This is a genomic window from Streptomyces sp. NPDC104309, assembly GCF_055584025.1.
On record NZ_JBVJMV010000007.1, the window covers coordinates 239,356 to 259,902 of the forward strand.

General features: G+C 67.1%; 16 protein-coding genes. 8 read left to right on the plus strand and 8 right to left on the minus strand.

Annotation, left to right across the window (positions count from 1 at the left end):
* Positions 1-2 precede the first annotated feature (2 nt).
* On the minus strand, positions 3-1,481 hold the full coding sequence (gene dnaB, locus ACZ68L_RS13450) for a replicative DNA helicase (RefSeq protein WP_361449552.1): 1,479 nt from the start codon (positions 1,479-1,481) through the stop codon (positions 3-5).
* Positions 1,482-1,940: 459 nt separating this feature from the next.
* Here dnaB and ACZ68L_RS13455 point away from each other — a divergent pair, with 459 nt between their 5' ends.
* Positions 1,941-3,278, plus strand: coding sequence for an MATE family efflux transporter (locus ACZ68L_RS13455; RefSeq protein WP_469576774.1), 1,338 nt, complete (start codon positions 1,941-1,943; stop codon positions 3,276-3,278).
* Positions 3,279-3,440: 162 nt separating this feature from the next.
* Here ACZ68L_RS13455 and rplI read toward each other — a convergent pair whose 3' ends face one another.
* The 4 genes from rplI to rpsF all read right to left on the minus strand — a co-directional run bounded on the left by rplI (position 3,441) and on the right by rpsF (position 5,168).
* Positions 3,441-3,887, minus strand: a complete 447-nt coding sequence (gene rplI, locus ACZ68L_RS13460; protein WP_469576777.1) for a 50S ribosomal protein L9 — start codon at positions 3,885-3,887, stop codon at positions 3,441-3,443.
* An 18-nt stretch (positions 3,888-3,905) separates the two neighbouring features.
* Positions 3,906-4,142, minus strand: coding sequence for a 30S ribosomal protein S18 (gene rpsR / locus ACZ68L_RS13465; RefSeq protein ID WP_003967857.1), 237 nt, complete (start codon positions 4,140-4,142; stop codon positions 3,906-3,908).
* A gap of 43 nt (positions 4,143-4,185) precedes the next feature.
* Positions 4,186-4,803, minus strand: coding sequence for a single-stranded DNA-binding protein (locus ACZ68L_RS13470; RefSeq protein WP_361449565.1), 618 nt, complete (start codon positions 4,801-4,803; stop codon positions 4,186-4,188).
* Positions 4,804-4,877: 74 nt separating this feature from the next.
* Complete coding sequence (rpsF, locus tag ACZ68L_RS13475; protein WP_015609864.1) at positions 4,878-5,168, minus strand: 30S ribosomal protein S6; 291 nt, start codon at positions 5,166-5,168, stop codon at positions 4,878-4,880.
* A 278-nt stretch (positions 5,169-5,446) separates the two neighbouring features.
* Here rpsF and ACZ68L_RS13480 point away from each other — a divergent pair, with 278 nt between their 5' ends.
* The 3 genes from ACZ68L_RS13480 to ACZ68L_RS13490 all read left to right on the plus strand — a co-directional run bounded on the left by ACZ68L_RS13480 (position 5,447) and on the right by ACZ68L_RS13490 (position 8,274).
* Positions 5,447-5,761, plus strand: coding sequence for a hypothetical protein (locus ACZ68L_RS13480; protein WP_469576779.1), 315 nt, complete (start codon positions 5,447-5,449; stop codon positions 5,759-5,761).
* Positions 5,762-5,997: 236 nt separating this feature from the next.
* The gene (locus tag ACZ68L_RS13485; protein WP_469576780.1) at positions 5,998-7,116 is read left to right on the plus strand and encodes a lipid II:glycine glycyltransferase FemX; all 1,119 of its coding nucleotides are present in this window, start codon (positions 5,998-6,000) and stop codon (positions 7,114-7,116) included.
* Between the two features lie 126 nt (positions 7,117-7,242).
* A complete protein-coding gene (locus ACZ68L_RS13490) occupies positions 7,243-8,274 on the plus strand; it encodes an alanine racemase (RefSeq protein ID WP_469576781.1) in 1,032 nt (343 codons plus the stop codon).
* A 50-nt stretch (positions 8,275-8,324) separates the two neighbouring features.
* Here ACZ68L_RS13490 and ACZ68L_RS13495 read toward each other — a convergent pair whose 3' ends face one another.
* Complete coding sequence (locus ACZ68L_RS13495) at positions 8,325-9,818, minus strand: glycosyltransferase family 87 protein (protein WP_469576783.1); 1,494 nt, start codon at positions 9,816-9,818, stop codon at positions 8,325-8,327.
* A gap of 119 nt (positions 9,819-9,937) precedes the next feature.
* Complete coding sequence (locus ACZ68L_RS13500) at positions 9,938-12,643, minus strand: transglycosylase domain-containing protein (protein WP_469576784.1); 2,706 nt, start codon at positions 12,641-12,643, stop codon at positions 9,938-9,940.
* A 399-nt stretch (positions 12,644-13,042) separates the two neighbouring features.
* Here ACZ68L_RS13500 and ACZ68L_RS13505 point away from each other — a divergent pair, with 399 nt between their 5' ends.
* The 3 genes from ACZ68L_RS13505 (at position 13,043) to ACZ68L_RS13515 (ending at position 16,287) form a co-directional block, all read left to right on the plus strand.
* Positions 13,043-13,750 (plus strand): PadR family transcriptional regulator, encoded by a 708-nt coding sequence (locus ACZ68L_RS13505; protein WP_469576786.1) that lies wholly within the window; start codon positions 13,043-13,045, stop codon positions 13,748-13,750.
* Between the two features lie 61 nt (positions 13,751-13,811).
* Positions 13,812-14,894 (plus strand): inositol-3-phosphate synthase, encoded by a 1,083-nt coding sequence (locus tag ACZ68L_RS13510; RefSeq protein ID WP_469576787.1) that lies wholly within the window; start codon positions 13,812-13,814, stop codon positions 14,892-14,894.
* A 124-nt stretch (positions 14,895-15,018) separates the two neighbouring features.
* Positions 15,019-16,287 (plus strand): MFS transporter, encoded by a 1,269-nt coding sequence (locus tag ACZ68L_RS13515; RefSeq protein ID WP_469576789.1) that lies wholly within the window; start codon positions 15,019-15,021, stop codon positions 16,285-16,287.
* 307 nt (positions 16,288-16,594) lie between these two features.
* Here ACZ68L_RS13515 and ACZ68L_RS13520 read toward each other — a convergent pair whose 3' ends face one another.
* Complete coding sequence (locus tag ACZ68L_RS13520; RefSeq protein WP_469576791.1) at positions 16,595-18,037, minus strand: CCA tRNA nucleotidyltransferase; 1,443 nt, start codon at positions 18,035-18,037, stop codon at positions 16,595-16,597.
* A gap of 183 nt (positions 18,038-18,220) precedes the next feature.
* On the opposite strand from ACZ68L_RS13520, the gene ACZ68L_RS13525 reads away from it, so the two are divergent.
* Positions 18,221-20,518, plus strand: a complete 2,298-nt coding sequence (locus tag ACZ68L_RS13525; RefSeq protein ID WP_469576792.1) for a DUF6049 family protein — start codon at positions 18,221-18,223, stop codon at positions 20,516-20,518.
* Positions 20,519-20,547: the final 29 nt, after the last annotated feature.

Genomic DNA, 20,547 nt, shown 5'->3' on the forward strand with positions numbered 1-20,547 from the left:
GCTCAGGTCTGTGCCATGTCCACGAAGCGCGAGTAGTGGCCTTGGAAGGCCACGGTGATCGTCGCCGTCGGGCCGTTACGGTGCTTGGCCACGATCAGGTCCGCCTCGCCGGCGCGGGGGGACTCCTTCTCGTACGCGTCCTCGCGGTGCAGCAGGATCACCATGTCGGCGTCCTGCTCGATGGATCCGGATTCACGCAGGTCGGAGACCATGGGCTTCTTGTCCGTGCGCTGTTCGGGACCACGGTTCAGCTGGGAGAGCGCGATGACCGGGAGCTGCAGCTCCTTCGCGAGCAGCTTGAGGTTTCGGGACATGTCCGAGACCTCCTGCTGGCGGCTCTCGGCGCGCTTCGACCCACCGGACTGCATCAGCTGGAGATAGTCGATCACCACGAGCTTGAGGTCGTTGCGCTGTTTCAGACGACGGCACTTCGCCCGGATCTCCATCATGGAGAGGTTCGGGGAGTCGTCGATGTAGAGAGGAGCGGCCGAGACGTCCGGCATTCGGCGGGCCAGCCGTGTCCAGTCCTCGTCGGTCATGGTGCCGGAACGCATGTGATGCAGCGCCACCCGTGCCTCGGCCGAGAGCAGTCGCATGGCGATCTCGTTGCGCCCCATTTCGAGGGAGAAGATCACGCTGGGCAGGTTGCTCTTGATCGAACAGGCCCGTGCGAAATCCAGCGCCAGCGTGGACTTGCCCATGGCCGGTCGAGCCGCGATGACGACCATCTGGCCCGGGTGCAGTCCGTTCGTCAGGGCATCGAGGTCGGTGAAGCCGGTCGGAACCCCGGTCATCTCGCCGCTGCGCGAACCGATCGCCTCGATCTCGTCGAGAGCGCCTTCCATGATGTCGCCGAGCGGCAGGTAGTCCTCACTGGTGCGCTGCTCGGTGACGGCGTAGATCTCGGCCTGCGCGGAGTTCACGATGTCGTCGACATCGCCGTCGGCCGCGTATCCCATCTGCGTGATCTTCGTCCCGGCCTCGACAAGCCGCCTCAGGACTGCCCGTTCGTGAACGATCTCCGCGTAGTACGAGGCATTGGCCGCGGTCGGCACGGACTGGACGAGGGTGTGCAGATACGGGGCCCCGCCCACCTTGGTGATCTCACCGCGCTTGACCAGCTCGGCCGCCACCGTGATCGGGTCGGCCGGCTCGCCCTTGGCGTAGAGATCGAGGATCGCCTGGTAGACGGTCTCGTGCGCGGGGCGGTAGAAGTCGTGCCCCTTGATGATCTCCACGACATCGGCGATGGCGTCCTTGGACAGGAGCATGCCGCCGAGGACCGACTGTTCGGCATCGAGGTCCTGGGGCGGGACCCGCTCGAAACCGGGGGGACCGTCCTCCCACCCGCCGCGCTCCCTGCCGCGTTCGTGCTGCTCACCGCGGTCCCGGCCTTCACCACGGCGCTGGCGGGTGACGGGCAGACGGTCACTGGGACCGGTGTCGGCCCAGGGGTCGTCCAAAGGCTCGGGAATGCTCACCGGGCCACCTCCTCCCGTCCGCTCCGCGGACCTCGCCATGCCACTCTTTCTTACGGCACAGCACCGACAAACAAGACGCCCGACTCCGGTTCCGGCGCGTCGAGTTCTACGGGGTTCCAGGGCCGGAACGGGGTGCGGGCGCCGGACCACGGTAGGCCGCTATGCACCGTCAGCCAATCTGGTTATCCACAGGGCATGTGGACGACGGACCAGATGCTGTGGAGAACTCCACAGAACCTGTGCACGGAGCGGGGGACAGCACTGTGGACAAACTCATAGCACCCTCACCACCAATCCTCTGACCTGGGGTTTCTCCATCCACGGGCTGTGGGGGAGAAAAACTTTTCAACTCGGCTCAAGATCACGAAAAACACCACGCAGAAGAACCCCGCCCGCCAACAAATGTAAGGATTGCTGACCCATTGCATCCATTACCTGTGGAAGATTAGATTGGCCCCCATGACCCAGGCCCCGGCAACCTCGCCGCCCAGTCGTCGACGGCACGACCGCGAGATCATCTCGCTCGCCGTCCCTGCCTTCGGCGCACTCGTCGCCGAGCCTCTCTTCGTGATGGTCGACAGCGCCATCGTCGGTCATCTGGGCACACCGCAGCTGGCCGGTCTGGCCGTAGCCGCGGCGCTGCTGACGACCGCCGTCAGTGTCTTTGTCTTTCTCGCGTATGCCACCACTGCGGCAGTGGCGCGTCGGATCGGAGCGGGCGATCCGGCCTCCGCGATCCGACAGGGCATGGACGGCATCTGGCTGGCCCTTCTGCTCGGCGTAGGCGTCATCGCCGTCGCACTCCCCACGGCCCCGTGGCTCGTGGACGCCTTCGGCGCCTCCGACACCGCCGCCCCCTACGCGATCACGTATCTGAGGATCTCCAGTCTCGGCATCCCGGCCATGCTCGTGGTGATGGCCGCGACCGGCGTACTCCGTGGCCTGCAGGACACCAGAACCCCGCTCTATGTCGCCATCGGCGGCTTCGCGGCCAACGGAGCCCTCAACGCGGGACTCGTCTACGGTGCCGGGCTCGGCATCGCGGGATCGGCATGGGGAACAGTGATCGCCCAGCTCTCCATGGCCGCCGCCTATCTGATCGTGGTGGTCCGGGGGGCACGTCGGCATGGGGCCTCACTGCGGCCTGATGCCGCCGGCATCAGGGCCAGCGCGCAAGCCGGCGTCCCGCTGCTCGTCCGTACGCTGTCGCTCCGTGCCGTCCTGATGATCGCCACAGCGGTCGCCGCCCGCCTCGGCGACACCGAGATCGCCGCGCATCAGATCATTCTCTCGCTCTGGAGCCTGATGGCCTTCGCGCTCGACGCCATCGCCATCGCAGGGCAAGCCATCATCGGCCGCTGTCTGGGAGCCGACGACGCCCGGGGCGCACGCGAGGCATGCCGCCGCATGGTGCAGTGGGGCATCGTTTCCGGAGTGGTGTTCGGGGCGCTGATCGTCCTTGCCCGACCGGTGTTCGTGCCCCTGTTCACGGATGACCAGTCCGTTCAGGGCACCCTGGTCCCGGCGCTGCTGGTGGTGGCGCTGTCCCAACCGATCGCCGGCGTGGTCTTCGTCCTGGACGGAGTACTCATGGGCGCCGGAGACGGTCGGTATCTGGCCTGGGCCATGCTCGTGACTCTGGCTGTCTTCGCCCCGGTCGCCCTGCTGGTGCCGACCTTCGGCGGCGGCCTGACTGCCTTGTGGTGGGCGATGGCACTGATGATGGCCGTCCGCATGGTGACGCTCTGGCTGCGCACCCGGTCCGGCAAGTGGATCGTCACCGGAGCCACCCGTTGACCACCGCCGAGCGGCACGCCCGTTTCACGTGAAACCGCCGAACCGCCAGACCGCGGAACCGTGAAAGAGCGGAAGAGCGGAGACGCGGATCAACGAAGCCGAACAATGAAGGGCCGTACCCCGAGAGGTACGGCCCTTCACCTGCTCTGGTGAGCTGTGCCCTTAGGCAGCAACAACCTCGATGCCGAGCTTCGCAGCGACCTCGGGGTGCAGACGCACGGACACCTGGTGTCCGCCGAGCGTCTTGATCGGCGAGACGAGCTCGACGCGACGCTTGTCGACGTCGGGGCCACCGGCGGCCTTGATCGCCGAGGCGATGTCAGCCGGAGTCACCGAGCCGAAGAGGCGGCCGGCCTCGCCGGAGCGGACGGCCAGACGGACCTTGACGGCCTCAAGCTTCGTCTTGACCTCGTTGGCCTGCTCGATCGTGGCGATCTCGTGGATCTTGCGGGCGCGGCGGATCTGCGCCACGTCCTTCTCGCCACCCTTGGTCCAGCGGATGGCGAAGCCACGCGGAACCAGGTAGTTACGGGCGTACCCGTCCTTGACGTCGACGACGTCGCCCGCAGCACCGAGGCCGGAGACCTCGTGGGTGAGGATGATCTTCATGTTTCGGTCACCCTTCCCTTATCGCGCGGTGGACGTGTAGGGCAGCAGCGCCATCTCACGGCTGTTCTTGACGGCCGTGGCGACGTCACGCTGGTGCTGCGTGCAGTTGCCGGTCACGCGGCGGGCACGGATCTTGCCACGGTCGGAAATGAACTTCCGCAGCATGTTCGTGTCCTTGTAGTCCACGTACTGGGTCTTGTCCTTGCAGAACGCGCAGACCTTCTTCTTAGGCTTGCGCACAGGCGGCTTCGCCATGGTGTTTCTCCTGTGTGATCAAGAAGTGGGGGTACGAGCTGCCCTAGAAGGGAGGCTCGTCCGAGTAGCCGCCGCCGGAACCGCCGGAGCCGCCGGAGCCGCCGGAGCTTCCGCCCCAACCGCCTCCCTGCTGGCCCCCGCCCTGCTGGCCGCCGGCCGGCGCGCTCGTGGCCCACGGGTCGTCGGCGGGAGCGCCGCCACCACCCTGCTGGCCACCGCCGCTGGGACCGCCGCCCCAGCCGCCTCCGCCCTGCTGGCCACCGCCGTATCCACCCTGGCCGCCCTGACCACCGCGACCGGTGGTCTTGGTGACCTTGGCCGTGGCGTTCTTGAGGCTGGGGCCGACTTCCTCGACGTCCAGCTCGTAGACCGTGCGCTTGACGCCCTCGCGGTCCTCGTACGACCGCTGCTTCAGCCGGCCCTGCACGACGACGCGCATGCCTCGCTGGAGCGACTCGGCGACGTTCTCCGCCGCCTGCCGCCAGACCGAGCAGGTGAGGAACAGGCCTTCGCCGTCCTTCCACTCATTGGTCTGCCGGTCGAAGATGCGGGGAGTGGACGCGACACGGAACTTCGCGACCGCCGCACCGGACGGGGTGAAGCGCAGCTCGGGGTCGTCGACGAGATTGCCGACGACCGTGATGACGGTCTCGCCTGCCATGGGTGAACCTCTCGGCGGGGATTGCTTCTGGCTGCTTGCTGCTACTCGAACCCGATGACCGCTGAGCTAGATGCTCAGTGGATCTCGGGACGGAGGACCTTGGTCCGGAGGACCGACTCGTTCAGGTTCATCTGGCGGTCGAGCTCCTTGACGACCGCAGGCTCGGCCTGCAGGTCGATGACCGAGTAGATGCCCTCGGGCTTCTTCTTGATCTCGTAAGCGAGACGACGACGGCCCCAGGTGTCGACCTTCTCAACCTTTCCGTTGCCCTCACGGACGACGGAGAGGAAGTTCTCGATCAGCGGGGAGACAGCGCGCTCCTCGAGATCGGGGTCGAGGATGACCATCACCTCGTAGTGACGCATGTGGAACCCACCTCCTTTGGACTCAGCGGCCACGGTCGTTCCGTGGCAGGAGGGTCGTGATGCGTGAGCAACAGTGTCTCCGAGTAGAACAGCCACCACTGACAACGCCCTCCTCCTGGAGGGGGCCGTAGTGCTGGCCTGGGCAGACACCGGTGCAGACGTTACAGACTACCCGCACACCCGCTTCCGGTTGAAATCCGGTGCTCAGGAGACGCAATCTGGACACGTCGGATGTGAGCGACGCCACGAGGCGCCGCCTTACGGCCAGGAGGCACTCCATGGCACAGGCAGTTCGACCCCGCCCCCCCGTTTCCCTTCTTGCCACGGACGGCAAGAAGCATCCGCTCCAGGAGACCCTGGTGGCGGTGACTCTGGTGCTCGGTGCAATCGCCTTCGTGACGGCGATGTTCCACAACCTGCACCTGATCAGTTCGTGGGCCGGGCTGATCGGAATCCTCACCGCCGCGTACGGACAGTACGTGTCGGTGACCACGCGCGAGAGGCTCCCGCTGATCATCGGCTTGGGCGCGTCCGCCATCGGGTTCTTCCTGGGCATGGCCCACGGCGGCCTCTTCGGCGGCATAGTGGGCTGATTCGAGAAGACACAAACACACACAACCAGACAGAGCCGGACATATGGGTCGGCGCGAGAGTCCTCGTAGGGATCCGGCGCCGCTCCCCGTGCAGGGCCCGGGCCACCCGGGTCCCGGCGGGACGAACCGGCAAGGTCGTACAGGGCCAGACGGGGCGCTCCCCGGTCGCAGTAGGCTTCGGCGCGAGAGCCGGAGCCCCTGACCGATGGGGACACACCTGCCGAGGAGCGCCCCGCATGAGCCTGACCCTGAGGACCATCAGTCGAGAGCAGCATCTGGCTTACATCCAGAATCTGCCCGCGGCGAGTCACATGCAGGTCCCGGCATGGGCAGATGTGAAAGCCGAGTGGCGCTCGGAGAGCCTGGGCTGGTTCGACAAGAACGAACAGCTCGTCGGCGCCGGCCTGGTGCTCTACCGGCAGTTGCCCAAGATCAAGCGGTACCTCGCCTATCTGCCCGAGGGCCCGGTCATCAACTGGTACGCCCCGAACCTGAACGACTGGCTGCAGCCGATGCTGACGCATCTCAAGCAGCAGGGCGCCTTCTCCGTGAAGATGGGCCCGCCGGTCATCATCCGCCGCTGGGACGCGGCCGCCATCAAGTCGGGGATCCAGGACCCGGACGTGAAGCGGCTGCGCGATGTCGAGGCCACCCACATCGAACCGCGTGCCTTCGAGGTCGCGGACCGGCTGAGGAAGATGGGCTGGCAGCAGGGCGAGGACGGCGGCGCCGGATTCGGTGACGTACAGCCGCGCTACATCTTCCAGGTGCCGCTCGCGAACCGATCGCTCGAAGACGTCCACAAGGGCTTCAACCAGCTGTGGCGGCGCAACATCAAGAAGGCCGAGAAGGCCGGCGTCGAGGTCGTGCAGGGCGGCTACGCGGAGCTTGCCGAGTGGCAGCGGCTGTACGAGATCACGGCGGAGCGCGACCACTTCCGGCCGCGGCCTCTGGGCTACTTCCAGCGCATGTGGACCGCCCTCAACAACGAGGACCCCAACCGGATGCGGCTGTACTTCGCCCGGCACGAGGGCGAGAACGTCGCGGCCGCGACCATGCTGATCGTCGGCGGCCACGTCTGGTACTCGTACGGCGCGTCCGCCAACCACAAGCGCGAGGTCCGGCCCTCGAACGCGATGCAGTGGCGGATGCTGCGCGACGCGTACGCCATGGGAGCCACCGTCTACGACCTGCGCGGCATCTCCGACTCGCTGGACGAGACCGACCACCTCTTCGGTCTGATCCAGTTCAAGGTGGGTACCGGCGGGCAGGCTGCCGAGTACCTCGGCGAGTGGGACTTCCCCCTCAACAAGCTGCTGCACAAGGCGCTCGACATCTATATGTCGCGTCGCTGATACGCGTCGTCCCGCTGACGAAACCTGCTTCATTCGTTTCAATGGGGACTTCGACCCGACGGGCACTCCGCAACGCCCCGCACACCTCTGATCCACCGCAGCCACCAGAAGGGTTCCGGACCGGCCATGGCGCTCTCCCTCTACGTCGACACCACGCGCTGGCGGGCGCACCAGAAATCCGTCCTCGACCAGTTCCCCGGCCTCGTCCCGGTCTGCAAGGGCAACGGATACGGCTTCGGTCACGAGCGGCTCGCCGACGAGGCCATCCGCTTCGGCTCCGACATACTCGCCGTCGGCACCACCTACGAGGCGGCCCGCATCAAGGACTGGTTCAGCGGCGATCTGCTGGTCCTCACCCCGTTCCGCCGGGGCGAGGAGCCGGTGCCGCTGCCCGACCGTGTCATCCGGTCCGTCTCCTCCGTGGACGGAGTGCACGCCCTGGTGGGCGCACGGGTCGTCATCGAGTGCATGAGCTCGATGAAGCGCCACGGTGTCAAGGAGGAGGAGCTCGGGCTGCTGCACGCCGCCATCGAGGACGTACGCCTCGAAGGCTTCGCCCTGCACCTCCCGCTGGATCGCACGGACGGCTCGGACGCGGTCGAGGAAGTGATCGCCTGGATGGACCGGCTCCGCGCCGCCAGGCTGCCGCTGCACACCATGTTCGTCAGCCATCTGCGCGCCGAGGAGCTGGGCCGGCTGCAGCAGCAGTTCCCGCAGACCCGTTTCCGCGCCCGCATCGGTACCCGGCTGTGGCTCGGCGACCACGAGGCGACGGAATACCGGGGCGCCGTTCTGGACGTCACACGTGTGGTCAAGGGTGACCGGTTCGGCTACCGCCAGCAGAAGGCCGCCTCGGACGGCTGGCTGGTGGTCGTCGCGGGCGGTACGTCGCACGGTGTGGGGCTGGAGGCCCCGAAGGCCCTGCACGGGGTGATGCCGCGCGCCAAGGGCGTCGCACGCGCGGGTCTGGCCACGGTCAACCGCAACCTGTCCCCGTTCGTCTGGGCGGGCAAGCAGCGCTGGTTCGCCGAACCGCCGCACATGCAGGTGTCGATCCTGTTCGTTCCCTCGGACGCGCAGGAACCGAAGGTCGGTGACGAGCTGGTGGCCCATCTGCGCCACACGACCACCCAGTTCGACCGCCTCGTCGACCGCTAGGAAGGCTCCGAGGACTCTCTCCGGGGGTTCCGTCCCCGGAGAGATCCGGATCAGTCGGCGGCGGGGCCGTGCGCCGCGCCCCAGTCCACCCGCGGCCCTTCGACGGCGGGCTGGGCATACCGCGGCGCATGCGCCGCCCGCCCCAGCGCGAATACGTCCGGTGAGCCGTCGAGCACCCCGCCGGACGGATCGTCCGACCCGTCGCGCCGTACGACGTCCCGCTCCGGCACCAGGATGTCCCGTACGACCACGGCGCAGAGGTACAGCGTGCCCAGCAGGTGCAGGACGATCGCCAGCTGGTACCCCTCCGTGGGCAGACCCTGGTGCTTGTCCCCGCTCGTCGTGTACGCGAGGTACATCCAGATGCCCAGGAAGTACATGACCTCGCACGCCTGCCAGATCAGGAAGTCGCGCCAGCGCGGCCTGGCCAGGACGGCCAGGGGAATCAGCCACAGCACGTACTGCGGCGAATAGACCTTGTTGACGAGGATGAACGCGGCGACGACGAGAAAGGCGAGCTGCGCGAAGCGCGGCCTGCGCGGCGCCATCAGCGTCAGCGCACCGATGGCCGCGCACAGCAGGATCGTCACCAGGGTCGAGACGGTGTTGACGGTCGTGACCTCGATGGCCTTGCCGGTGCGCTGGGTGATGATCAGCCAGAAGGAACCGAAGTCGATGCCCCGTTCCTCACTGAACGTGTAGAACTTCTTCCACCCCTCGGGTGCGAAGATCATCACCGGCAGGTTCACCACCAGCCAGGACACCGCCGCCCCGAGCGTCGCCAGGCCGAACTCCCGCCACTTGCCTGCCCGCCAGCACAACACGAAGGCCGGCCCCAGCAGGAACACGGGATACAGCTTCGCGGCCGTGGCCAGCCCGATGAGGATGCCGAACGCCAGCGCCCGTTTCCGGGACCACATGAGCATCGCCGCAGCCGTCAGCGCGACGGCCAGCAGATCCCAGTTGATCGTCGCGGTGAGTGCGAAGGCGGGCGCGAGGGCGACCAGCAGCCCGTCCCAGGGGCGGCGCCGGTGGGTACGGGCGACACAGACGGCGATGATCACGGCGCAGATCATCAGCATGCCGGCGTTGACCATCCAGTACATCTGCTCACGGTGCTGAACGTCTCCGCCCGGCGTCAGCCAGGACGCGATCTGCATGAACACGCCCGTCAGAACGGGGTACTCCAGGTACTGCATGTCGCCGGCCAGCCGGTCGAAGTACGGGACGAGGCCGTCGGAGAAGCCGCGTGCGACGTAGAGATGCGGAATGTCCGAGTAGCAGGCGTGCGTGTACTGCGAACCGGCGCCCCTGAACCACGCCCAGTTGTAGCAGGGCAGCTTCTGCACCATGCCGAGCGCGAACATCCCGACAGCCACCAGAGCGATGACGCCCACGGGTGTGAGTGCCGTGCTGCCGAGCCGTGTCCAGCGCCCCGACCGCCCTCCGATCAGCTCGCTGCCGGCCTCGGCGATCTCGTCCTGGTGCGTGGGCCGTACAACGGGCCGTGTCTGGTCCACACTCGTCTCTTCTGCGCTTGGCATGCCGCTCATCCTGCCGTACGGGGCTGTGGAAACGTCGAGGGCCGCCGCACCATGTGGTGCGGCGGCCCTCGACCGGGATCCGGCCGGCCGGGTCGCCTGTCTACCCGGCCGGAGGGCCGCTAACCGGCCGGGCCTCCGAAGAATCCACCGTTCCCGTTGCCGTTCCCATTCCCGTTCCCATTGCCGTTCCCATTCCCGTTGCCACCGCTCGGTGGCGAGGCGGATGTCGTCGGGTCGGTACCGGGGCCGCCGACCTCTCCGCCGTTCGCAGCTCCGGTGCTGGTTCCGCCGTCGGGGTTCTGGCAGTTCCGGTCCCAGGCGCTACAGGTCTCGCTGGGGTCGGGCGTGGGTGAGGACGGGGGCGTCGGGGGCGGCTCGGACACCGACGTGGTCGGCGACGGCGACGTCTCCATCGTGGGCGTCGGCCTGGGGCTCTGCGCACCGCCACCGTAGACCGGCTCACCGATCGGCGTCGGCTCCGGGAAGGTCAGGGCCGGCTGACCCCGCAGCGCACCCGCCATGTAGTCGTGCCAGATCTGGGCCGGGAACGAAGCACCGTGGATCTTCTCCTCGCCACCCGTACCGAACATCTTCTCGAACTCGCGGTTCGCGTTCTTCTCGTTGTCGTCCAGCCGGTACATGCTGATGGCCGTCGACAGCTGCGGGGTGTAGCCGACGAACCAGGCGGACCTGTTGCCGTCCGTCGTACCCGTCTTGCCCGCCACGTCGCGGCCGGGGAGCTGCGCGGGGGTGCCGGTTCCGTGCTCGACGACGTTCTTCAGGACGTCGGTGACGTTGTCGGCGATGTTCGGGTCGAAGGCGCGCTTTGACACTTCCTTGTGCCGGTAGATGACCGCACCTTCGTGCTTCACCTCGGTGACCGAGTAGGGCTCGCGCCGCATACCGCTGTTGGCGAAGGTCGCGTACGCACCGGCCATGCGGATCGCACTGGGCGAGGACGTACCGATGGAGAACGACGGCACATGCGAATCCGCCATGTTGGTGTCGTCCTTGAGCCCCGCGGCGATGGCGACCTCCTTCACCTTGTCGGTGCCTACGTCCATGCCGAGCTGTACGTAGGGGGAGTTGGCGGACACCTGCATCGCCTCACGGAGGGTGATGTTGCCCTCCGACTTATGGCCGTCGTTGGTCTGCAGCCACTCCTTGCCGTTCTCGTCCATCCAGATCGCGCCGTTGTACTTCTTGATCTTCAGCTTGTCGTCGGCGTTGTAGATGCTCAGCGGCGAGACCTTCTCACGCTGTGAATCGGCCTGGTCCTCGGGGAGCGAGGGGTCGAGCCTGCCGTACTCCATCGCTGCCGCCAGCACGAACGGCTTGAAGGTCGAACCGACCTGCGCACCGGTGGGGTCGGCGTTGTTGGTGTAGTGCTTGGTCGCGTCCTGACCGCCGTAGATCGCCACGATGGCACCGGTCTTGGGATTCACCGACCCGCCGCCGAACTGGACGTGGGTGTCCGTCTTGGGGCGCTGCTTCGGCTTGATCTTGTCGTCGTAGACCTTCTGGACCGCGGCGTCGAGCTCCTTGACCTTCTTCCTGTCGAAGGTGGTGTGGATCTCGTAGCCGCCCTGGGCGAGCTTGTCCGCTGTGACGCCCTGGTCGTTGTTGTTGAGGAAGTACTTCTTGGCGAGGTCGACCAGGTAGCCGGTCTGACCGCCCAGCTGGGCGTTCTTCCTCGGCGGGTTGGGCATCGGGAACTTGGTGTATTTGGCGCGCTCCGTCGCCGAGAGGCGCTTGTCCTTCACCTCTTCGTTGAGGATCCACTCCCAGCGCTTCTTGGCCCGATCGGTGTTCTTCGCCTTGGTGGCCTCCACTTCATCGATCTCGGGGGCGCCCGCCGGGTCGTAGTAGCTGGCTCCCTTGAGCAGCGTGGCCAGGAAGGCGCACTCGCTCGGGTTCAGGTCCCTGGCGTCCTTGTCGTAGTACGTGCGGGCCGCGGCCTGGATCCCCGACGCGCCTCGCCCGTAGTACGAGATGTTGAGGTAGTCACGGATGATGTCCTTCTTGTCCTTCGTGTTCGTGACTTTGAGCGTGATGAAGAGTTCCTTGAACTTCCGGCTCAGGGTCTGTTCCTGGGACAGGAACGAGTTCTTCACGTACTGCTGGGTGATCGTGGAGCCACCCTGCGTCTGGCCGCCACTGGCCATGTTGTACAGGGCACGGGCGATGCCCATCGGGTCGATGCCGCTGTCGTGCTCGAAGGACTTGTTCTCCGCCGAGATGACCGCGTTCCGCATGGCTTCGGGAATCTGGTCGTAGCCGATGATCTGACGGTTGACCTCACCGCCCGTGGCGACCATCTGCTTGCCGTCGTCCCAGAAGTAGACATTGTTCTGCGCTTTCGCGGTGGACTTCACGTCGGGCGGGGTGACCATCGCGTACGCGAGACCGGCAAGGCCCATGATCAGGCCGAGAAAGCCGATGCAGAGGCTGGAGACCAGCTTCCACGACGGCACCCAGCGCCGATAGCCGTACTTCCCGGCGCGCGGGTAGTCGATGAAGCGCTTCTTGACAGGACGCTGGACACCGCGGCCACGCCCCCTGTCCGGGCCCTCGTGTCCGCCGTCGCCGCCACCACGACGACGGCCACCTCCGCCGCCACGGCCCCCGCCGCCGCGCTGGGCGGCGCGTCTGGCCGCCGCACGCCCGCCGTACGGACTGTCACCGCCATCCGCATCGGAAGGTGGTTCGGGCGTTATTCCGTGTGACGGCGCGGCGCGGCGTCCTGACGGCTGCTGGGCGGCTCGTCTGGCCGCTGCGCGCCCTCCACCTTGCGGTTGCGGCGTTTTGCGACGGTGCTCGCTCATGGAACGACTACTCCTCGGGCAGGCGAGAGCGCCTGGAAGCGGCAGTTGAGATCCGGTCCCCCCGAATTACGGACCAGCCCTGCGACAGGCTCGTCCGCAGTGCATCCGGCTAGTCCGCGAAAACCGACGCGTATGAGCGTCTCGCGGTTCCCGGTGGTCTGCATGCCGCACAGACTACGCACGGCCAAAACCCCCCTAGGGCCGAACTTCACCTCAAACAGCGCAAGTCGGTGCCTACGAATTCACGATGTGACGCCGTTCACGATGACCCCTCTTGTCGCAGAGCGGCGACCGATCTATCGTCGTGATGTATCGAGTCGATACATCAGCTCGGTACATCGACTCAGCACAGGGCTCCGCAGGAGCACTCGGAGAGGCGCGGAGAAGGAGGAGGCGAAGTTGAGCAGACGCTCCGGCATCCTCGAATTCGCCGTCCTCGGTCTGCTCCGCGAATCCCCGATGCACGGGTACGAGCTGCGCAAACGCCTCAACACTTCGTTGGGGATCTTTCGCGCCTTCAGCTACGGCACCCTCTATCCCTGCCTCAAGACGCTCGTCGCCAACGGCTGGTTGATCGAGGAGCCGGGCAGTGCCCCGGCCGACCTTCCACCCGCCGCCGGCCGCTCGGTCGCCCCCGCCTCCTCACTGGCCGGGCGCCGCGCCAAGATCGTCTACCGGCTGACGGCAGAAGGTAAGGAGCACTTCGAGGAGCTGCTCTCGCACACCGGCCCCGACTCCTGGGAGGACGAGCACTTCGCAGCTCGTTTCGCCTTCTTCGGTCAGACGGAGCACGAGGTGCGGATGCGGGTGCTGGAAGGCCGGCGCAGCCGGCTGGAGGAGCGTCTGGAGAAGATGCGGGCCTCTCTGGCCCGCACGCGCGAGCGCCTCGACGACTACACGCTTGAGCTGCAGCGACACGGCATGGAGTCCGTGGAGCGCGAAGTGCGCTGGCTGAACGAGCTCATCGAGAGCGAGCGGTCGGGACGGGATCAGCGACGATCCTCGCCCGGGAGCGAAGCTCAGCGGAACACAGGAGGAGAGACGGACGGCCTGCCCCGGCGCCGGGGTGACACCCCGCCGGATCCGTCCGACGACACCTCAAAGTGAGGTCCCCGCAGATCCGCGGGGCTTCATCGGGAACATCCATTACACACAGGGAGCAACCGGAATGGGTTCGGTTCGCGTAGCCATCGTCGGCGTGGGCAACTGCGCCGCCTCGCTGGTCCAGGGCGTCGAGTACTACAAGGACGCCGATCCGGCCGGCAAGGTGCCCGGCCTGATGCACGTCCGGTTCGGCGACTACCACGTGCGGGACGTCGAGTTCGTCGCCGCTTTCGACGTCGACGCGAAGAAGGTCGGACTCGACCTCTCGGACGCCATCGGCGCCAGCGAGAACAACACCATCAAGCTCTGCGACGTGCCGAACGCCGGCGTCACCGTCCAGCGTGGCCACACCCACGACGGCCTGGGCAAGTACTACCGCCAGACCATCGAGGAGTCGACCGAGGCCCCGGTCGACGTCGTCCAGGTCCTCAAGGACCGCAAGGTCGACGTTCTCGTCTGCTACCTGCCGGTCGGGTCCGAGGTCGCCGCGAAGTTCTACGCCCAGTGCGCCATCGACGCCAAGGTCGCCTTCGTCAACGCTCTCCCGGTCTTCATCGCCGGCACCAAGGAGTGGGCGGACAAGTTCACCGAGGCCGGTGTCCCGATCGTCGGCGACGACATCAAGTCGCAGGTCGGCGCCACCATCACGCACCGCGTGATGGCAAAGCTCTTCGAGGACCGGGGCGTCATCCTGGACCGCACGATGCAGCTGAACGTCGGCGGCAACATGGACTTCAAGAACATGCTTGAGCGTGAGCGCCTGGAGTCGAAGAAGATCTCCAAGACGCAGGCCGTCACCTCCCAGATCCGCGACCGTGAGCTCGGTGCGGACAACGTCCACATCGGCCCGTCGGACTACGTGGCCTGGCTGGACGACCGCAAGTGGGCGTACGTGCGCCTTGAGGGCCGCGCCTTCGGTGACGTTCCGCTGAACCTGGAGTACAAGCTGGAGGTCTGGGACTCCCCGAACTCCGCCGGTGTCATCATCGACGCCGTCCGCGCCGCGAAGATCGCCAAGGACCGCGGCATCGGTGGCCCGATCCTCTCCGCGTCCTCGTACTTCATGAAGTCCCCGCCGGTCCAGTACTTCGACGACGAGGCCCGCGAGAACGTCGAGAAGTTCATCAGGGGCGAGGTCTCCCACTGACGCGACCGGACACGGCGCGTCGGCGCGGATCGCTGATGAGCGGCAACGCTCCTCCCTTTCCGCATCGTTGAGGGTCCCCGGGTAATCCGCCCGGGGACCCTCAACGTATGTGACCCTTGATCACATGCCCGTCGTAGGTGATCTGCGCGTCCTTCTGCGCCTTCGGAACTTCCGTCGTCTGCTCGCCGTACGGCTTCTTTCTCAGTCGGCCGACGGCGTCTACCAGGTGGCACTGGCGGCGCATGTCGTCTTCTCCCCGGAGAAACAGGCATCGGCGGGGGCCATCGCCTCCGCGATGGCCGTGCTACTGCTGCCCTACTCGCTCGTCGGCCCGTTCGCCGGCGTCCTGCTGGATCGCTGGCCGCGACGCCAGGTCTTTCTGTACGGCAATCTGCTGCGCGCCGCACTCGCCTGCTGCACCGCACTCCTGATTCTCGGCTCCGCCCCCGACTGGCTCTTCTACACCTCGGCGCTGTGCGTCACCGCGGTCAACCGTTTCGTGCTGGCCGGACTCTCGGCCGCCCTGCCGCGGGTCGTCGACAGGGACCGGCTGGTGGTGGCGAATTCACTCTCACCGACCGCGGGCACGCTCGCTGCCACGGCCGGCGGCGGACTCGCCTTCATCGTGCGACTGGTACTCGCCGACTCCGATGCGGCGGTGGTGCTGCTGGGCGCCGCGCTCTACCTCGCGTCGGCACTGGTCTCGCTGAGCCTTGCCACCGGGCTGCTCGGCCCGGATCGGAACGAGCACCGCATCCGGCTGGGGAAGGCGCTGGCCATCACCGCTCGGGGTCTCACGGACGGGCTGCACCATCTGGCGGAGCGGAGGCAAGCCACCCGGGCGCTGGCCGCCATGACCGTGCTCCGGTTCTGCTACGGGGCGCTCACCGTGATGGTGCTGATGTTGTGCCGGTACGCCTGGTCCGACAGCGAATCTGAAGGCCTGGCCCTTCTCGGGCTGGCGGTGGGGGTCTCCGGAGCGGGATTCTTCGCGGCGGCCGTGGTGACGCCTTGGGCGGTGGGGTGGCTCGGCCGGTTCCGTTGGATGGCGGTGTGCGCGGCAGCGGCAGCCGTCCTCGAACCCGCACTGGGGTTGTGGTTCGTTCCCGCACCGATATTCGTGGCGGCGTTCGTCCTTGGACTCGTCACACAGGGGGCGAAGATCGCGACGGACACGGTGGTGCAGACGTCGGTGGACGACACCTTCCGCGGCCGGGTCTTCTCCCTCTACGACGTGCTGTTCAACGTGGCGTTCGTGGGCGCCGCCGCAGTCTCCGCCCTGATGCTGCCTCCTGATGGGCAGTCGGTCGCGCTGGTGACCGGCGTGGCCGTTCTCTATGCGGTCGCCGCCGTACTGCTCTTCCGCTGGAGCCGAGCCGAGAGGCCGCTCTAGCGCTGCGGCCGCGGAAAGGCTTAGCGGGAAGCTCTCGGGGGCCGGTGCGGTGCGCCGCAAGACGGGGGATCACCCTCGCGCCGGACGCACGCGGGCGAGGTGACAACGCGGCGAGGTGCCGGGCCGGGCATCGCGAGCCGGTGAACCTTTCCGGTCACAGCACTGGCGTTCCAGATGTGAAGAGGGGCGCTGTTTCACGTGAAACAGCGCCCCTCTTCATACCGAGTCCCCGTCGTGTTCGCGCTCATGTTTCACGTGAAACATGAGCGCACCCACCGTACGGCCACTGACTGTGCCGCCACCGGCCTCAGTCCTGGTCGGCCCACCATTGCTTGAGCTTCTCGACCGCCACGCCATGCTCCACAGGCCCGTGCTCCAGTCGCAGCTCCAACAGGAAGGCGTACGCCTTGCCGATCACCGGCCCAGGTCCGACCCCCAGGGTCTTCATGATCTCGTTGCCGTCCAGGTCGGGCCGGATGGCGTCCAACGCCTCCTTCTCCTGGAGCTGAGCGATGCGTTCCTCAAGCCCGTCATAGATCCGCGAGAGGGCCGCGGCCTTGCGCTTGTTGCGCGTGGTGCAGTCCGATCGGGTCAGCTTGTGCAGCCGCTCCAGCAGGGGGCCCGCGTCACGTACGTACCGGCGCACCGCGGAGTCGGTCCACTCTCCGTCGCCATAGCCATGGAAGCGCAGATGAAGCTCCACGAGCTTCGAGACGTCCTTGACCATGTCGTTGGAGTACTTGAGCTCGGCCATCCGCTTCTTGACCATCTTGGCGCCCACCACCTCGTGGTGATGGAAGGAGACGCGCCCGTCCTTCTCGAAGCGCCGCGTCCTCGGCTTGCCGATGTCATGGAGGAGGGCGGCCAGACGCAGAACCAGATCGGGGCCGTCCTCCTCCAGGTCGATCGCCTGCTCCAGGACGGTCAGCGAGTGCTCGTAGACATCCTTGTGACGGTGATGCTCATCACTCTCCAGACGGAGGGCGGGGAGCTCGGGCAGCACCTGCTGCGCCAGCCCCGTGTCGACCAGCAGCGCCAGGCCCTTGCGAGGGTCGGCGGAGAGCAGCAGCTTGTTGAACTCCTCCCGGACCCGCTCGGCGGAGACGATCTCGATGCGCCCGGCCATTTCCGTCATCGCCGTGACCACATCGGGGGCGACGTCGAAGTCCAGCTGTGCCGCGAAGCGGGCAGCGCGCAGCATGCGCAGTGGATCGTCCGAGAAGGATTCCTCGGGTGTACCGGGAGTGCGCAGTACACGCTCGGCAAGGTCCTCAAGACCGCCATGAGGGTCGATGAATTCCTTCTGCGGGAGCGCGACGGCCATCGCGTTGACCGTGAAGTCACGACGGACGAGGTCTTGCTCGATGGAGTCGCCGTAGGACACCTCGGGCTTGCGCGAGGTCCTGTCGTACGCCTCCGACCTGTATGTCGTCACTTCGATCTGATAGCCGTCCTTCTGGGCGCCCACCGTGCCGAAGGCGATCCCGACCTCCCATACCGAGTCGGCCCACGGGCGGACGATCTTCAGCACCGTCTCGGGGCGGGCGTCGGTCGTGAAGTCCAGGTCGTTCCCGAGCCTGCCGAGGAGCGCGTCCCGGACCGAGCCACCGACCAGGGCGAGACTGAATCCGGCATCCTGGAAACGGCGGGCGAGGTCGTCGGCGACCGGTGACACCCGCAGCAGTTCGCTGACTGCGCGGTGCTGCACCTGGGTCAGGGCACTGAGGCTGTCTTCATTGGCGTTCGACACAACAGAAAAGGGTACGTGCCCGGACCGGCCCGGTCGTCCTGCTTTCGTCCCGTCCTGCGAGACTCTTCCGATCATGTAGCGGACTCCGCAGCACTGGGTGCCCGCGCACATCGTTACCATGCGGGGACGCAGCAACCGACAACCATCGACACCAGCTGACGACGACGAGGGACGGGTAGGCGCGTGGCCGAGGCGGCAGACATCCAGGAGATCGTTCCGTCTCCTGCCCGTCGATGGCTGCGGCGCACAGCCTCCTTGATCATCGGGGCGCCGCTCGTCGCGGCGCTGCTGGTCGGTACGGCGGCGCCCGCCGCACTGGCCGGCGGGACGACCCGGACCCCCACCGGCTCGGAGACGGTCAAGGTCTCCCTGGACACCATCGCTCCGAGCGCACCGGTGAAGGGGGACACCCTGAGCGTCTCGGGCACCGTGACCAACCGTGGCAAGGAGACGATCACGCAGGCGGAGGTCGACCTGCGGGTGGGCCCGAAGCTCTTCGGCAGGACGTCGATCGACACCGCCGCCAAGCGCACGGGGTATGTCCCCGGTACCGACCCCGCTCCGCTCGGCGGGAAGTACACGGTGAAGTTCGCCAAGCTCCCTGCCGGGATCAGCCAGGACTTCACGCTGTCCGTCCCGGTCGACAAATTGGGGCTCGGCGACGACGGCGTCTACCAGCTGGGTGTCTCGCTGTCGGGACAGACATCCCGAGCCCGGTACGACCACGTGCTGGGAATCCAGCGCACTTTCCTGCCCTGGCAGGAGGAGCAGCGTGATTCCAGAACGAAGATCACCTACCTCTGGCCGCTCATCGCAACGGCCCATGTCACTGCCGAGACCGGCTCCGACGACCAGCAGACCCCCGTGTTCGCGGACGACGAACTGGCCGCCGAACTCGCTCCGGGCGGACGTCTCGAACAACTGGTCTCACTGGGCAGTCAGCTGCCCGTGACGTGGGTCATCGACCCGGATCTGCTGTCCAGTGTCGACGCGATGGCACGGAACTACCGCGTCAAGTCCGGCGACACCACCGTCGCCGGGAAGAACCAGGCCGTCGCCAAGAAATGGCTCGCCTCGCTGGAGGCCGCGGTGTCGGACGGCAAGGTCATCGCGCTGCCGTTCGGCGACCCCGATCTTGCCTCCATCGCGCACCGCGGCAAGAACGTGTCGGGCACCCTCAGCCACCTGCAGACCGCCACCGAGGTGGCCGGGACGACGGTGGAGACCATCCTGCATGTGAAATCGTCGACGGACTTCGCCTGGCCCGTCGACGGGGCGATCGACCCGTCGATCGTCGATGTCGCCACCTCGGCCGGCGCCCACAACGTGATCGCCCGCAGCGACAGCCTCCAGGAGACCGACGATCTGCCGTACACGCCGACCGCGGCCCGTCCGATCGGTGGCGGCACCACTGCGGTGGTCTCCGACGCCCGGCTCTCCACGGCCTTCCAGGGCAACATGGCGACGGCGGGGAGCTCCACCCTCGCCGTGCAGAAGTTCCTCGCTCAGACCCTCGCTCTGGCGGAACAGGACAGCGACACGGAACGGAGCATCGTCGTCGCACCGCAGCGGATGCCGACGGTCGCTCAGGCCCAGTCGATGGCCGCCGCCCTGCACGCCCTCGACGACGAGCGCTGGACACAGCCCCTGGGACTCGTGGACGCGGCCGAGGTGAAGCCCGACGCGAACGCGACGACCAGCGTCCCCGGGGCGTCCCGGTACCCGAAGAAGCTCCGCAGCCAGGAACTGCCCACTCAGGCGTTCCAGGACATCAAGTCCACCCAGGTCTCCCTCAACGACTTCCAGGTCATCCTCACCCACCCTGAGCGGGTGGTGACCCCCTTCGGCAATGCGATCAACCGGTCCATGTCGACGTCGTGGCGCGGCAAGCCACTGAAGGCCCAGCAGTACCGGGACTCGGTACGCACCTATCTGCAGGGCCTCGTCAACGAGGTCCAGCTCATCTCGAAGTCGGACGTCACCCTGTCCGGCCGCAGCGCCACGATCCCGGTGACCGTGCAGAACCGGCTGTTGCAGGGTGTGGATCATCTGGTCCTCCGGCTGAAGTCCGAGAACGCCACCCGGCTCAAGCTGAACAACGGCGGGGCTGTGGCGGAGCAGCCGATCCGGATCGCCGGCGGTCACAGCCAGTCCGTGAAGTTCGACGCCGCGGCCAACGTCAACGGCCAGGTGCAGATGACCGCACAGCTCTACACCGAGAACGGCACGCCGTACGGCGAAGAGATGACCTTCACCGTGAAGGTCTCCGAGCTCACCCCGACCGTGCTGCTGGTGATCGCCGGTGGGCTGCTGCTGCTGGTCCTCGCGGGCATCAGGATGTACACCCACCGCAAGCGTGCCAACGCGGGCGGCGCGGCCGGGGACGACGGCAGCGGACCCGAGCAGCCGAGTGACCCGACGCCGGACACCGGTCCGGAAAGCGGGGCGCCGTCGGGCTCGGGTGAGAAAGTGGAACGTTGAGCGATGTCTGTCGTGGCCGGTCGGCCGGG

What these genes read in the sequence shown, in the direction of transcription:
- ACZ68L_RS13455 (WP_469576774.1), top strand. Translation starts at nt 1,941, where the DNA reads ATGACCCAGGCCCCGGCAACCTCGCCGCCCAGTCGTCGACGGCACGAC.
- rplI (WP_469576777.1), bottom strand. Translation starts at nt 3,887, where the DNA reads ATGAAGATCATCCTCACCCACGAGGTCTCCGGCCTCGGTGCTGCGGGC.
- rpsR (WP_003967857.1), bottom strand. Translation starts at nt 4,142, where the DNA reads ATGGCGAAGCCGCCTGTGCGCAAGCCTAAGAAGAAGGTCTGCGCGTTC.
- ACZ68L_RS13470 (WP_361449565.1), bottom strand. Translation starts at nt 4,803, where the DNA reads ATGGCAGGCGAGACCGTCATCACGGTCGTCGGCAATCTCGTCGACGAC.
- rpsF (WP_015609864.1), bottom strand. Translation starts at nt 5,168, where the DNA reads ATGCGTCACTACGAGGTGATGGTCATCCTCGACCCCGATCTCGAGGAG.
- ACZ68L_RS13480 (WP_469576779.1), top strand. Translation starts at nt 5,447, where the DNA reads ATGGCACAGGCAGTTCGACCCCGCCCCCCCGTTTCCCTTCTTGCCACG.
- ACZ68L_RS13485 (WP_469576780.1), top strand. Translation starts at nt 5,998, where the DNA reads ATGAGCCTGACCCTGAGGACCATCAGTCGAGAGCAGCATCTGGCTTAC.
- ACZ68L_RS13490 (WP_469576781.1), top strand. Translation starts at nt 7,243, where the DNA reads ATGGCGCTCTCCCTCTACGTCGACACCACGCGCTGGCGGGCGCACCAG.
- ACZ68L_RS13495 (WP_469576783.1), bottom strand. Translation starts at nt 9,818, where the DNA reads ATGCCAAGCGCAGAAGAGACGAGTGTGGACCAGACACGGCCCGTTGTA.
- ACZ68L_RS13500 (WP_469576784.1), bottom strand. Translation starts at nt 12,643, where the DNA reads ATGAGCGAGCACCGTCGCAAAACGCCGCAACCGCAAGGTGGAGGGCGC.
- ACZ68L_RS13510 (WP_469576787.1), top strand. Translation starts at nt 13,812, where the DNA reads ATGGGTTCGGTTCGCGTAGCCATCGTCGGCGTGGGCAACTGCGCCGCC.
- ACZ68L_RS13515 (WP_469576789.1), top strand. Translation starts at nt 15,019, where the DNA reads ATGCCCGTCGTAGGTGATCTGCGCGTCCTTCTGCGCCTTCGGAACTTC.